Source organism: Bacillus sp. Je.9.29.b, from assembly GCF_051129925.1.
Taxonomy (GTDB): Bacteria; Bacillota; Bacilli; order Bacillales; family Bacillaceae; genus Bacillus; species Bacillus safensis.
Map to the genome: position 1 here is coordinate 138352 of NZ_JBCPSO010000007.1, position 14400 is coordinate 152751.

Here is a 14400-nt window from a genome sequence, read left to right on the forward strand (position 1 = left end):
AATTAGGACAAAAGTATGAATTAAATGAATCTTTCTTCCTCTATCTTACGTATATATGCTGATAAAAATGAAAAGGGGAAGATGGGACATGTCATTTTTTAAAAAGCTAGCGGCAAGTGCAGGAATTGGTGCGGCAAAGGTAGATACCATTTTAGAGAAAAACGCTTATTATCCAGGGCAAGAAGTAACGGGAACTGTCCATGTAAAGGGCGGGAAAATTTCTCAGGAAATACGCTATATCAATGTCAAGATTGAAACACAGTATGTGATTGTGAAAGATGATGAAGAGCGTAGAAAATATGCGAACATCTATACTTTACGGGTAACGGATTCTTTTACCATCCAGCCTGGAGAAAAGCATGAATTTCCGTTTTCATTTATTCTTCCTATTGATACCCCGATGACGATTGGAAAAGTAGAAATTGCAGTAGAGACAGACCTTGATATCCAAGGCGGAATCGATAAATCTGACTATGACCGCATTTTCGTTGAAGCTCATCCTTGGGTGAAAAATGTGCTGGAAGCCACTAGAAATCTAGGTTTCCACCTGAACGAAGCAGACTGTGAACAAGCACCTTACTTCCAGCGGCGCCTGCCATTCGTCCAAGAATTCGAGTTCATACCGACATCAGACTACTATCGCTATATGCTTGATGAGTTAGAGCTGATTTTTCTGATAGATGAAGGCGGATTAGACATTGTTTTCGAAGTCGACCGTAGAGCAAGAGGCCTGAGAGGCTGGCTTGAGGAGATGTATAATGATGGAGAACAGCTTGTACGCTACCGCTTCAGTCCATCAGATCTTGAAGATGTAGAAGTGATTGAAGGAATGCTAGAAGAAATCATAGACCAATACGCTGAGTAATGATGAAAAAAGAGCCTGAATGAAGACAGGCTCTTTTTTCTATGATACAGCTTCTTGTTTTCGAAAGGATGTGGCTTTGGAAACAGAGCGATAAATTTTAGGTGCCAGCATCGCAAGTAATATGGTCAATGCATAGTCTTTTAACATAAACCAGATCATAAAGAACCACGTAGTTTGATAAGAAATCGGTGCGTTGAGCCATACATTTAATGCGAGGTATGTATAGGTGGTTCCGATCACATACATCACGGTCGTACCAGCAATGGCTGCAAGCAAAAAGCGGCCAAAGCCAGGATTTTTTCTTTTCTCTAAAATGAATCCAGCAAGCCAGGCAGCAGGGATGTACGATAATACAAAGCCGCCGCTTTTGCCTAAAATGACCCCAAAGCCTGCAGAGAACTGGGCGAATACAGGTGCACCAGCAATTCCAACCAAGGCATAGACAATCATAGCTAATGCGCCAAGCCGTCTGCCGAGTAAGAGACCAGCAAGCACACAAAAAAACGGCTGCATCGTAAGTGGAATTCCGCCGACCTGTAAAAATGGCACAATGGATGTGATATTGGCTCCGATAGCCATGAGTGCAGCAAACATTCCCACTAGCACAAAGTCAGCAGTTCTTGTCTTCTTTTGCATGATGTTTCCCCCTGTCTTATCTGTACAAATAGATTAAGGGGAAGAAGGATATTTGTCAACTTATTTTTATTTTAGGTTAACAATAAAACCCGCCCATCAATAGGGCGGGTAGCTGATTAAGCTTCGGTTATAAAAGTGGCATCGATGGCTTTGCTGACAGGTACGTAATCATAGCCGAGATCACGAGCGACCGCTTCGTACGTGATATGTCCGTTCATCACATTGACACCTTCTGCGATGGCATTGTTTTCTCTAATGGCTTTTGCAACGCCTTTATTCGCAATTTGCAGCGCATATGGAACAGTGACGTTCGTTAACGCAACAGTTGATGTCCGCGGAACGGCGCCTGGCATGTTGGCGACAGCATAATGTAATATGCCGTGTTTTTCATAAGTAGGCTGATCATGGGTTGTGATATGATCAATGGTTTCGACAATGCCGCCTTGATCAATCGCTACATCCACAATGACAGAACCAGGCTTCATTTGTTTCACCATTTCTTCTGTCACTAGCGTCGGTGCTTTGGCACCAGGAATCAGCACAGCACAAATGAGAAGATCAGCTTCACTGACTGAATCTGCAATGTTGACAGGATTGGACATTAACGTTTTCATTTGATGGCCAAATTGGTCGTCCAGCTGACGTAGGCGTTCTGCGTTTACATCAATCAGGGTGACATCTGCGCCAAGTCCGATCGCCATTTTCGCTGCGTTTGTTCCAACAACACCGCCGCCAATAATGGTGACCTTTCCTCTTGATACCCCTGGTACACCTGCAAGTAAAATACCCTTTCCGCCTTTTGGCTTTTCTAAAAATTGTGCACCAATTTGAGCGGCCATTCTGCCTGCTACTTCAGACATTGGTGTGAGAAGAGGGAGTGATTTTCCGTCCGTTACTGTTTCGTAAGCAATGGCTGTAACGCCTTTTTGTTTTAATGCTTCAGCCAAGGAGGGCTCTGCCGCTAGATGCAGGTACGTAAATAAGATGAGTCCTTCTCTGAAATAAGGATATTCCTCAGGTAATGGTTCTTTTACTTTCATGATCATATCAGAAGATGCCCATACATCTTTCGCCTGATCAAGAATTTCTGCACCAACAGATACATAATCGTCATCAGTGAATCCGCTTCCAAAACCAGCGTTTGTTTCAATTAAAATCTGATGTCCAGCTGAAAGCAATTGAGAAGCTGCTCCTGGTGTTAATGCCACTCGGTTTTCATTGTTCTTAATTTCTTTCGGAATGCCGATGATCATGTTTATTCCTCCTATGCTTATCTATTTATATTGTATGTCTAGTGTATCCGGAAAGTTTAGAAAATTCTTCGGTTGAAATAAAAAATAAAAAAACGCCTCTTTGTGAAATTTCACAAATGGACGTTTTTTAGCTTCATATCAAGGTAGATGGTCATTTTCTCATTCATGTTTTTTAAATCAATTTCTGCGATGTCTGTAATCCGTTTTAATCGATAATTTAAGGTATTGATGTGGATGTTTAATTGCTTTGCGGCAATATTGGCATTGCTGTCACAGTCAATAAAACGCTCAAGGGTTTCGACAAGGTTGGAATGATGCCTTAGGTCGTAATCCTCCAGCTTTGATAAAGAGTAACTGGAGTAAGAAGAGCCCTTTCGCTTCTCAGCAAGCACATCAAGATATTGATAAATGCCTAGTTCAGAGAAGCTGTTTAAACGTTCAGTTTCAACTGGAAAGCGTTCTTTCGTCTTTAATACAGCCAGTGCTTCTTTATAGGAAGGCTGAATTTGAGAGATGTTATCGTAAATTCCTCCAATTGCTGCCTGAACATGCTGAATATGATACCGGTCCGCAAGCTGCTGCAGCATGCCGCTTGTGAATTGCTTAATATCTTGAAGCGGATGTTCTGTTTTTGGTGAGACAAGAATAATGAATTCGTGAAAATCAACAGTCGTTAACAGTACCTGTACTTGCTGTGTTGTTTCAAGCAGATAGGACAGCTTTTTTTCTGTCTCCTCTGTGAGCTCGTCACGAAGACGAAAGATGATGATGGCATATGTGTCTGGACATCTGATGCCAAGCCTTAAAAATAGGTCAAGCATCTCATCCTTTTCATGAATATGACCTGTGAGCATCTTCCAGAAAAGCTCCTGATTACGTTCTTCTGTTTTCGTTTTTCGAATTTGTAAATTGAGTAATTTGTTTTTCACGGCATGTGCTGCCATTTTGAGAAGGTCCATTTCTTCTTCTGAAAAAGGCTGTGCGGATTCAATCGCCCAAATAAATCCGAGCACTTCTTTGTCCTTCCAGATCGAAATGGCGACCCTGCTAGATAAACCCACTTCTGCAATTTGAGGGACACGAAGCGGTTCGTCTGTTTTAAGGAGTGTAGGAATGATGCCGTCCTTCCAAAGCCGATTAATGACTTTTTCCGGTACCCGGCGGGAGATAATGGTTGAAGTTCTGGCGGGATCAGTAAAATCATTGTGTGTGCTATATGCCAATAATCGATGATGAGTATCTTCTATAGTAATAGGGCAATTGAGCACATCACTAATTTGGTCTGCCACATCCTCTAAACGATCAAGACTATACTTAAACGGATCTGTCTTTTTTGTCATAAAAAACCCCTGCTTTTTCGAATATTTCACGTACTTACATTATGAAGAGAATGAGGTACGTAAATCAACAAAAAACTGCCATAAACTTAAAAAAACAAAAAGTGTGAGAAGCAAGCAAATGGATGTTGAAGCACGATGAAAAAGAAATAGTACAATAATAACGTAGTAAAAAATCAATAGGCGGAAAGGTCCACCGAAGTAGGTGGACACTTATTATGAATATATGACCAAAAAAATGTTAAATACTAGATAAAAAGCGAAAAAACAGTAATTCTATAGACTCATTTTGTAAAATAAAAACAGATTTGTTTGACTGTGTATCATTTCTGTTTTTATAATAATAACGTCAAAAAATAAGTGGATTAGCCCATTATATGGCGGCTATGCACGGGAGGTAATGAGGAATATGTCAGGAATTATTCGCGTAACCCCAGAAGAACTAAGAGCGACCGCTAAGCAATATGGTGTTGAAAGTCAAGAAGTGTTAAACCAAGTTGATCGTCTAAATAGAATGATCTCTGATTTAAAAGGAATGTGGGAAGGTGCTTCTAGTGAAGCATTTGCTGATCAATACGAACAGCTTAAGCCTTCATTTATCAAAATGTCTGATCTATTAACAGATGTCAGCAATCAGCTTGATCAAACGGCAAATACACTTGAAAGCACTGACCAAGACATCGCAAGCCAAATCCGCGGCTAATCAAAGGGATTTCCTTTCTAAGTGTGAAAAGCAGAAACAGCGCCGAGTCTGTCAATGGATGCCGGCGCTCTTTCTATTTTGTGAGGTGGAAATTTGTGTATATCGATATTACCATCGACTTAAAAAATTATGATGGCAGTGTGTTTGATTTGAGACTATCAAATTATTTACATATTAAACAAGTCATCCATATCGCCTGGCAGGCAAAACAAATCTCACTTCCAAAGCGAGAAGGCGGATGGGTGCGGGTAGTGAATAAGAAAGCTGTGTTTTCAGGCGAATATAAGCTGTCAGACTGTGGAATTACCACAGGAGACAGGCTGGAAATACTATGAAAGGACTTTTGTAAATGGCAGATAAAAAGAGTTCCTATTTAGAAGAACAATTAGAAGCAGTCATGAAAAAAGAGGGAGGCACCTATACCTTTATTTTTCAAAAAGAGACGATTAAACTCTTAGACGGTTTAGAAGCGGCACCGATCAAAGACATCAATCCATCATTTCAGAAAGAGATTCAATTAACTGAAGATGAGGTCATCATTTCTATACAACCGCCTCCTGCCTATCAGGAATTTCGTTTCATCCATGCAAAGGATGAAAAAAGCAAATGGATTTTTTCATACCAGCTTGTCGATGCAGTTCTTAAACACGACGTGAAGCGGCTGCATCCTATTGTTTCTCCTGAAAACATTGTTTTTCATCAAGGCTTAGCTCCTGCATTTTTGCATTATGGGGTTAAAGAAAGCATTCCGCCATATGAAACCGATGAGCAACGCCTGTTAAAAGAGGTCAAGGCCGTCGTTCTTCGAGTGGTTGACCATGAATATCAATTTCAAGAATATGTGGCTTACAATGAAACGTTGAAATTATCTGAGCTGGCAAAAGAAATTAGTGAAAAGAAGTCGCTGGAAGAATTGTCAGCTTTGATTGAACAAAAGATCAAAGCAATCGATGCGAAAGAAAAAACGCTCTTAACCATTCCTAAAAAGAAATGGAAGATCGAGCGATACATCGGATTAGGTCTGCTTGTCCTGTTAATCCCTGCATTGGTGTACACCATTTACACCTTCTTTTTTGCCATGCCAAAACAAGAAGCGTACGTCGAGGCAAACAAATATTATCTCAACAAACAGTACAGTCAAGTGGTGGATACGTTAGAGAAATATCCAGCCAATCAAATGCCAGTCTCTCTACAATATGAACTGGCCATTTCGTATGTACAAACGAACCAAGGCAGTTTGTTGCTTGATCAGCATAAAAAAGAAATCACAGAAACGTACACATTGCAGACAGATCCGCAATACTTCCTTTTTTGGATTCATATTGGACAAGGAAATAGCAAGGAAGCACTTGATATTGCACGGGTGCTTGGAGACGACAGGTACATATTTACGGCACTCGTCGCCTACCGCAATGAAATTCAAAACGATGACAGCCTTTCTGCTGAAGAAAAACAAAAACAGCTAGATCCGATCATTAAGGAAATGGCGAAATATGAAGAAAAAGAAACAACCGAGACAAGCACAAATGACTCCTCAGACGCAAGCCAAACAGATGAAACAGCTGAACAAAAAGAGCAGTCAAAAGCCGATCAAGAGAAAAAAGAGAAAGAATCTGAAGCGAAAAAGAAAACCTCTCAGACGAAAAAAGATGAGAAAAAATAATTCTTTCGATACAACTGACAGTTGGTGCTGTCCCATGAGGAGGTGGAGCGTTTGAGTCTTCTTTGGGTTTTTTATGAGGAGGATTATCAAACTGTCCGTTTAGATGAGCAGTTCAATCGAGAAGCTCTGATTGGACCTGAAATAGAGCATACAGTGACAATCCCTTCACTTTCGTTTGATGAAGGGGTCATTCGTTTATCTCCTGATGAACCGAATGATGGTTTTTATATTTATCAGGGAGATGAGAAGAAAGGGAAATTACTTCCACATGAACCATATCAGCTTGGTTCACTCACACTTATTTTAATGGATGCACATCATGATCAACATATTTATTACCTAGGAAATAGAGTCGAGCTGTCTTTTTCACGTGAAGAGAAAGATGAGATTGATGTGTGGAAAGAACAAGCTCATTCTATGTTTCAAGATGCCAGCCAGTTCACTTTAGAGAAAATCGAAGGAACATGGTATGTCATGCCTCAGGACGAGACGATTTACGTGAACGGAAAGAAAATCCATGGTCCAGAGAAGATTTATGCAGGAGATGAGCTGTTCTGGAACTTTCTGACGGTGACATTTAAAGATGATGATTTATTACAGGTGACAGCTTACGAACCCTTTCATACACGTTTGGAAAAAACAAGACCGCCAAGTACAGAAACAAAACAAAAATACCCTTCATACAGACGTACACCGCGTTTGATTTATGATTTGCCAGATGACCGGGTATCCTTTAGCTTTCCTTCGCAGGAGAGTGAAAATAACAGCAGAGGGCTTTGGCTTGTTGTCCTTCCGCCGCTTGTGATGCTCCTTGTGATGGGGATTGTTGCCCTTATCCAGCCGCGTGGAATCTTTATTATCGTGTCGATGGCGATGTTTATCATGACGTTAATTACATCGTCCGTTCAATACTTTAAGGAAAAATCACAGCGCAAAAGACGAGAAGAGAAGCGGCAGCGTGTCTATTCTCTTTATTTAGAAAATAAACGAAAAGAGCTGCAAGAGCTGTATGACCGCCAGCAATATATTTTGACGTATCATTATCCGTCATTTGAAAAAATGAAGTATTTAACATCAGAAATCAGCGGACGCATTTGGGAAAAGACGCTTGTGAGTGACGACTTCTTGCACCTGCGTCTTGGAACAGGTGCAGTCCCATCAAGCTATGAATTATCGATGAGCGGCGGCGATATGGCCAATCGAGATGTTGATGACTTAATGGAACAAACGCAGCACATGCAAAAAGTATATCGTGAAGTGAAGAATGTCCCGATTACATTCGGTCTTGCGGATGGTCCAACAGGATTAATAGGGAAGCCTGCGATTGTGAAAAATGAGCTTCATCAGCTAGTTGGACAGCTTGCTTTCTCGCACAGCTATCACGATTTGAGATTTGTCTTTATCTTTCATGAGCAGGAGTATGAGAATTGGGAATGGATGAAATGGCTTCCGCACTTCCAGCTGCCTCATACATATGGCAAAGGGTTTATTTACAACGAACAAACACGCGATCAGCTGTTGTCCTCTATTTATGAAATTTTACGCGAGCGTGATTTAGAAGAAGAAAAAGAGAAGAAAATCTTTACGCCTCATTTTGTGTTCATCGTGACAAATCATGAGCTCATTGCCGAGCATGTGATTTTAGAATACCTAGAAGGCAGCCGGACAGATCTTGGTATCTCCATCATCTTTGCAGCAGAAACAAAGGAAAGCTTAGCTGAAAATATTTCGACGCTTGTCCGTTATATTAACGAAGAAGAAGGAGATATTCTCATTCAGCACAAAAAGGCAGTACGAATTCCGTTTCAGCTTGATACACATCAGCGCGGGGACAATGAACTGTTTGCCAGAACACTAAGAACATTAGATCATCAAGTCGGCATGACCAATTCGATTCCTGAGACGGTCTCATTCCTTGATCTTTTCCATGCTAAACAGGTAGATGACATTGGCATTCGTGAAAAATGGCTGACTTCAGAAACGGCCAAATCATTATCAGTTCCAATCGGTTATAAGGGAAAAAACGACATTGTCGATCTGAACCTGCATGAAAAAGCGCACGGCCCGCACGGACTGTTGGCGGGAACAACGGGATCAGGGAAAAGTGAATTTTTACAGACGTATATTTTATCGCTCGCTGTACATTTTCACCCGCATGAAGTTGCTTTTCTGTTGATTGACTATAAAGGCGGGGGAATGGCGCAGCCGTTTCGAAATATTCCTCATTTACTTGGAACGATCACCAATATTGAAGGCAGCAAGAACTTTAGTGAAAGAGCGCTTGCCTCAATTAAAAGTGAATTGAAGAAAAGGCAGCGGCTGTTTGATCAATATCATGTGAATCACATCAATGATTATACGAAGCTCTACAAGGAGAAAAAGGCTGAGCAGGCAATGCCTCATTTGTTCTTAATCTCTGATGAGTTTGCTGAATTAAAAAGTGAAGAGCCAGACTTTATTAGGGAGCTTGTCAGCGCTGCACGTATCGGCCGGAGCCTCGGGGTCCATCTCATTTTGGCTACCCAAAAGCCAGGCGGGGTCATTGATGATCAGATTTGGAGTAACTCCCGTTTTAAGGTCGCACTAAAAGTACAAGATGCGTCAGACAGTAAGGAAATTTTGAAAAATAGTGATGCAGCGTCCATTACCGTCACAGGCCGCGGTTATTTACAAGTGGGCAACAATGAAATTTATGAATTGTTCCAATCGGCTTGGAGCGGTGCACCATATATGGAAGATGGCTACGGCTCAGAAGATGACATTGCCATTGTGACAGATACTGGTCTTATTCCGTTATCAGGGGTAAGCACAGAGCCAGCAGTGAAAAAAGAAACAGTGACGGAGATTTCCGCTGTTGTGGATGAAATTGAACGTATGCAGCAGGAGCTTGGAATTGAGAAGCTGCCAAGTCCATGGCTTCCACCGCTTGAGGAACGTATTCCAAAAACACGTTATGCGTCGAGTGAAGAGCATGTCTTCCATTTTGCGCTTGTTGATGAACCAGATCAGCAAAGCCAGCATCCACTTTCTTATCAAATGATGGAAGATGGGAACATTGGCATCTTCGGTTCCTCCGGCTACGGCAAATCACTTGCTGCTACAACACTGTTGATGAGCTTTGCGGAGAGGTATTCACCTGAAGAATGGCACGCATATATTTATGATTTCGGAAACGGAACATTGCTTCCGTTAGCCAAACTGCCGCATACGGCGGATTATTTCTTAATGGATCAGATGAGAAAGATTCAAAAATCAATGAAGCGTCTGCGGGAAGAGGTTGAATATCGCAAGCGGTTATTTAGACAGCAAGAAATGAGTCATATCAAAATGTACAACGCCTTAAATGAGAAAAAGCTTCCGTTCATTTTTATCGTGATTGACAACTTTGACATTGTGAAAGACGAAATGCATGATCTCGAATCTGAATTTATTCAGCTGAGCCGTGATGGACAATCACTAGGTATATACTTCTTGATTACAGCGACCCGTGTAAATGCAGTGCGTCAATCGCTGATGAACAATCTGAAAACAAAGATTGTCCATTACTTAATGGATCAAGGAGAGGCGTACTCGATTATTGGCAGACCGAAATTCAGCTTAGAGCCGATCCCAGGCCGAGTCATTATTAACAAAGAAGAGCTTTATTTTGCGCAAATGTTCCTGCCAGTTGAAGGAGAGAACGATCTCGAATTGTTTGAGCATCTGAAACAAGAGATACAGCTTCTTCATGACCGCTTTGAAGCATCTGAAAAACCAAAGCCTGTGCCAATGCTTCCTGATAAGCTGACAGTTTGGGAGCTTGAGAGTCGTTTAGATGAACAAAAACCGCCTTATGACATTCCTGTCGGATTAGATGAGGAATCTGTGGCACCTGTTTATTTTGACTTGAAAAAGAATAAACATTGTCTCATTATCGGTCAAACGCAGCGAGGTAAAACAAATGTGACAAAACTGATGCTTGATCAGCTTTTAGTGGCAAAGCCTGAAAAGCTGGCTGTCTTTGATTCAATTGATCGAGGTTTATCCCATTATGCAAAAGAAGAGAACATTGATTACCTTGAAACAAAGGATGATATCACCGAATGGGCAGAAGAAATGGACCGCATATTCAAGGTGCGGGAAGAAATGTACGTCGAAGCTGTGCGCCGAGGGGAGACCGATCAGCTGTCATTTCCTCAAATTGTGCTTGTCATTGATGGCATTACGCGTTTTCAGCAGACGATCGATCCGCGTCTTCAAGATCAATTAGCTGATTTCATGAAGTCATATGCACACTTAGGCTTCAGCCTGATTGCATCAGGAAATCATACCGAGTTCAGTAAGGGCTATGATGCACTCACAAACGAAATCAAACAAGTTCGTCATGCTATGTTACTCATGAAAAAATCAGAGCAAAACATCATACCGCTTCCGTATGCAAGACAAGAACCAGAGATTCAGCCAGGCTTCGGGTATTTGGTTGAAAACGGAAAAGAGAAGAAAATCCAGGTTCCTTTATGTGCGGTAGAAAGGAAGAGTGTTCAATGACAGAGCAGCAAAAAAGTTCCATCAAAATCATATCCACAATGATATTGATTCTTGTGCTGCCGGTTTTATTTTTCCACCTGATTGGAGATGACCCGGCAAAACAGAAGAAGAATGCCACACGAAATATTGCAGTGGTCAATGAGGATATGGGAGCGAGCGAAAGTGAAAACACGGCTCGTTTCGGACAGGATGTTGTGGCAGCATTGTCAGAGCGTCCTGATTATACATGGACTGTAGTGAATCGCAGTGCGGCGGAAAATGGACTGAAAAACAGAAAGTATGACGCTGTCCTCTATATTCCGTCTGACTTCTCTAAAAATGTGCTGAGCTATGATAAAGACCATCCTGAAAAGGCGTCCATTCAATTTTCAATTCAAGATCAGCTCAATGCAGTCAATAAAGAGAAAGTGCAGAGAGAGCTGGAAAATGCGCAAAAGAAAATGAATGAACAGATGTCGACGCTATACTGGAGTTTTGTATCACAGGAAATTGGCAATGTGAGAGAAGAATTTGAGCATATTGTCGGCAAAGAAGTCGAATTCCAAAACACGATGTACAACTTCTATAAGCCGAACTCAAACAAACTATCAGATGCCGTCCAGCAGCAGAAGAAACAAATAGAAGAATTAAAAAATGCGATGGCCGATTCACAGAAACAATATAAAGACGGCTTGAGTACAACAGAAGAAGCAAAGAACCAGTTAAAGGACTTTGTGAAAGCAGTCGATCAATACCAGCAGTATCAAGACAAACAAAAGGATCTCTTGATCAAAGCGCAATCAGCAAGCCAAAAGCAAATCCAGCAAGGGCTCAAACAGCTCGCTGACATTCAAAACCAAAATGCCCGCAGCTTTAGTGATCAAATGGGCGGACTCAAAACAGACATCAACGGGGTACAAAGTCAGCTAAAAACAACTGACAGCGCCATCCAATCTGTTCAAAAGTCGAGAGAAGACGTTATTCCTAAGCAATCAACGGGATTAAAGGAACTTGTGAAGACGTCTCAGGAAGAACTGATTAGAAATTATGAAGCTCAATATTTTGCATACATAGGGGATAAAATTACTCCATTGCAAGAGCAATTGAAAGCTTCAAGAAAGGCATTGCTTGAAGCAGAGAAACCGAAAGAGGATCCGAAAGAGGATTCGAATAATCAAGGTGAAGACCAAAAAGACTCGACAGACGATTTGAAAATCGATCTTGAAGAAGAGACGAAGAAATTAACTGAAATCTCAACAGAAATAAATCAAGTGGCAGATGAGTTGTCTGGAAATGAAGAAACGCCACCTACTCCAGAAAATGGTGAAGAAAATCCAGAACAAACTGGGGAAACCAAATCAACGTCAGTTCAATCAAAAGAGCAACTAAAAGCACTGTCCCTAAAATTAGAAGAAGTGAAAAAGAATATCGAGGAGAAAACCACAGCTCATAATGATCAATTACAAGGAAAAGTCGATCTTTTGAGTAAAGTATTAAAATCTTTAACAGATAAAATAGATAAACTAGAAGAAAAAATAATAAGAATAGAAACTAGCAACAATAAAAACATAAGTGATATAAAGAAATCCATCATCAAACAAGAATCTGCTGTTACAAGAAAATTAGAACGAATAGAAACAACTCAATCTCCATTAAATCAATATACATCGAAAATGGATAAACTTGGGGATTTTAATACAAAATCAGAAAATGCATCAGAATTATTAAAGTATTCAAATGAATTAGTACATTATGAAGCATTACTTAACAGCTTCTATCAAGAGAAGGATCCTTCTTCTTTGGTCGACACCAAACCAGATGAAATCCAATCCATCCTCTCCATCAAAAAAGAAGAAACAGAAAACTGGGACAAGCTCAAAAACCAGATGCTGACATCAAACGATGATGTGTCTACTTTTATTGATGAGATGCAGAAGTTTTCAGATGGTTATGCGGAGTACATTACGACTCAGCAGGCAAGCATGGAACAGGAATTACAGACAATTTCTGAAAGTGCGGACAATGTAGCTGAGCAAATGGCTGATCAAGGAGATGCGGTGTATACAGCTGATCTTGCAGGCAGTTCAATTGTTGTCAGTGCACAGGATTCAATTGGTCAGGAAGTGCTTCGTCTTTCTGAAAATATGAGTTCGTTAACCGACCGCCAAAAAGGGGTGGCGGATTATACGAATAACATTGAAGAGAGTGTCACAACAGTTCAAGAAAAAGCAGATACGCTGAATGAAAACTGGAGCAAGAATGTCGACTCTACAAAACTTGTTCAGCAAGATTTAAAGGGTATTTTAGGAAATACATTAAGTGATCAAGGCAACAGCAACTATGTGTATAACCATTTAGCCAATCCGCTGAAAATTAGCGGTGATGTGCCGGAAGAAAAAACGCAGACTGTACCGCCGGTCGTCATTTTGGTCATTGTGATGATCAGCAGTTTGTTAATTGGCTTTTTCAGCTCGTATTATGCGTCAGCTCCGATGCTGGTTAAAGGTGCACTGTTTGGCATCTTGAATCTATTAGTCGGACTCATGATCAGCTTGTTTGGACTGAACATTTACAAGCTTGCAGATGATCAAGCCATTCAATGGTCGATCTTCACCATTTTGTTATTAGTGGCGTGCTCTGCCTTTATTCGCACAGCCTTCCTATTCGGTTCTATTGCCGGGTGGATGGCAGCAACGGCGCTGATTTTCTTCTTTGTCGCACCGTTAATTGATTTGGTGATGCCGAATTTCCATTTTACCAATCCAGTGACAGACGTGTACCTGTCGATCCAATATGGAAATGGAGACACCTTTGGAATGGGCGTCACAGGGTTAGTGATTTTAACTGTTCTTTTCATGGTCGTACCGCTTGTGAAAAAGCTATGGAAAGATAAAACAGAGGAACGTGATGTGACTCATGAAGCTTAATCTATTCGTGAAAGGGACGGCACTCGTTGCCGTTTCCCTTTTTCTCCTCATCCCTGCTGCTTTCGCTGCTGGTGAAGATACGGATACGAATGTCAAGCCGAATGAATATCAGGAAAAGGAACTCAATATTAACTCGAGTATATTGAGGGATCAAACGAAATACGAACAAAGCAAAACGACATCAAAAATCAAAACAGACATTCATTTTGCTAAACCGCCTAAAGCCCCGGGGGGATCTCTTTCTCCGCAGCTATTTAGTGATCTAAAGGAGAACCCGCCCAAAACTCCAGCTCGTATGATGAAAGAAATGAATATCTCTTTTAGTGATTCGGCTGTATCAGCACCTTCTGAGGATGAACATGAGAAGCAGACATCGGCACTGCTTCCGATGATCTTTGGTTTCTTGATAGCCCTTGGTCTCGTTGTGATGATCCTCCTGATTCCAAAGGTGAATGTGAAGGCTGAAAAGTAATAGTCTGTCTCTTTTAAAAGAGGCAGGCTTTTCTTTAT

10 protein-coding genes are annotated in these 14400 nt (G+C 41.1%); 7 read left to right on the plus strand and 3 right to left on the minus strand.

Features of this window, described 5'->3' with window-relative positions:
• Positions 1–88: 88 nt before the first annotated feature.
• Positions 89–865: a sporulation protein gene (locus AAZR19_RS15285; protein WP_434703658.1), complete on the plus strand. Its 777-nt coding sequence runs from the start codon at positions 89–91 to the stop codon at positions 863–865.
• Between the two features lie 39 nt (positions 866–904).
• Here AAZR19_RS15285 and AAZR19_RS15290 read toward each other — a convergent pair whose 3' ends face one another.
• The 3 genes from AAZR19_RS15290 to AAZR19_RS15300 form a co-directional block, all read right to left on the minus strand.
• A complete protein-coding gene (locus tag AAZR19_RS15290) occupies positions 905–1501 on the minus strand; it encodes a biotin transporter BioY (protein ID WP_434703660.1) in 597 nt (198 codons plus the stop codon).
• Between the two features lie 116 nt (positions 1502–1617).
• A complete protein-coding gene (gene ald / locus AAZR19_RS15295; RefSeq protein WP_434703662.1) occupies positions 1618–2754 on the minus strand; it encodes an alanine dehydrogenase in 1137 nt (378 codons plus the stop codon).
• A gap of 110 nt (positions 2755–2864) precedes the next feature.
• Positions 2865–4094: a PucR family transcriptional regulator gene (locus AAZR19_RS15300; protein ID WP_024423341.1), complete on the minus strand. Its 1230-nt coding sequence runs from the start codon at positions 4092–4094 to the stop codon at positions 2865–2867.
• A gap of 406 nt (positions 4095–4500) precedes the next feature.
• Here AAZR19_RS15300 and AAZR19_RS15305 point away from each other — a divergent pair, with 406 nt between their 5' ends.
• The 6 genes from AAZR19_RS15305 to essA all read left to right on the plus strand — a co-directional run bounded on the left by AAZR19_RS15305 (position 4501) and on the right by essA (position 14362).
• Positions 4501–4794: a WXG100 family type VII secretion target gene (locus AAZR19_RS15305; protein ID WP_003213769.1), complete on the plus strand. Its 294-nt coding sequence runs from the start codon at positions 4501–4503 to the stop codon at positions 4792–4794.
• 95 nt (positions 4795–4889) lie between these two features.
• Complete coding sequence (locus tag AAZR19_RS15310; protein WP_003213579.1) at positions 4890–5129, plus strand: EsaB/YukD family protein; 240 nt, start codon at positions 4890–4892, stop codon at positions 5127–5129.
• Positions 5130–5143: 14 nt separating this feature from the next.
• Positions 5144–6457, plus strand: a complete 1314-nt coding sequence (gene essB / locus AAZR19_RS15315) for a type VII secretion protein EssB (RefSeq protein ID WP_076839926.1) — start codon at positions 5144–5146, stop codon at positions 6455–6457.
• 51 nt (positions 6458–6508) lie between these two features.
• Complete coding sequence (gene essC / locus AAZR19_RS15320; RefSeq protein ID WP_434703665.1) at positions 6509–10984, plus strand: type VII secretion protein EssC; 4476 nt, start codon at positions 6509–6511, stop codon at positions 10982–10984.
• Entirely contained in the window at positions 10981–13890 is a 2910-nt protein-coding gene (esaA, locus tag AAZR19_RS15325; protein WP_434703667.1) for a type VII secretion protein EsaA, read from the plus strand. Before essC ends, esaA begins: the two co-directional genes overlap by 4 nt.
• The gene (essA, locus tag AAZR19_RS15330; RefSeq protein WP_163114984.1) at positions 13880–14362 is read left to right on the plus strand and encodes a type VII secretion protein EssA; all 483 of its coding nucleotides are present in this window, start codon (positions 13880–13882) and stop codon (positions 14360–14362) included. Before esaA ends, essA begins: the two co-directional genes overlap by 11 nt.
• The last annotated feature ends 38 nt before the right edge of the window (positions 14363–14400 follow it).

Bases quoted from the DNA above. Each gene is read 5' to 3' on its own strand.
- AAZR19_RS15285 (WP_434703658.1), top strand. From the start codon at position 89: ATGTCATTTTTTAAAAAGCTAGCGGCAAGTGCAGGAATTGGTGCGGCA.
- ald (WP_434703662.1), bottom strand. From the start codon at position 2,754: ATGATCATCGGCATTCCGAAAGAAATTAAGAACAATGAAAACCGAGTG.
- essB (WP_076839926.1), top strand. From the start codon at position 5,144: ATGGCAGATAAAAAGAGTTCCTATTTAGAAGAACAATTAGAAGCAGTC.
- AAZR19_RS15290 (WP_434703660.1), bottom strand. From the start codon at position 1,501: ATGCAAAAGAAGACAAGAACTGCTGACTTTGTGCTAGTGGGAATGTTT.
- esaA (WP_434703667.1), top strand. From the start codon at position 10,981: ATGACAGAGCAGCAAAAAAGTTCCATCAAAATCATATCCACAATGATA.
- AAZR19_RS15305 (WP_003213769.1), top strand. From the start codon at position 4,501: ATGTCAGGAATTATTCGCGTAACCCCAGAAGAACTAAGAGCGACCGCT.
- essA (WP_163114984.1), top strand. From the start codon at position 13,880: ATGAAGCTTAATCTATTCGTGAAAGGGACGGCACTCGTTGCCGTTTCC.
- AAZR19_RS15300 (WP_024423341.1), bottom strand. From the start codon at position 4,094: ATGACAAAAAAGACAGATCCGTTTAAGTATAGTCTTGATCGTTTAGAG.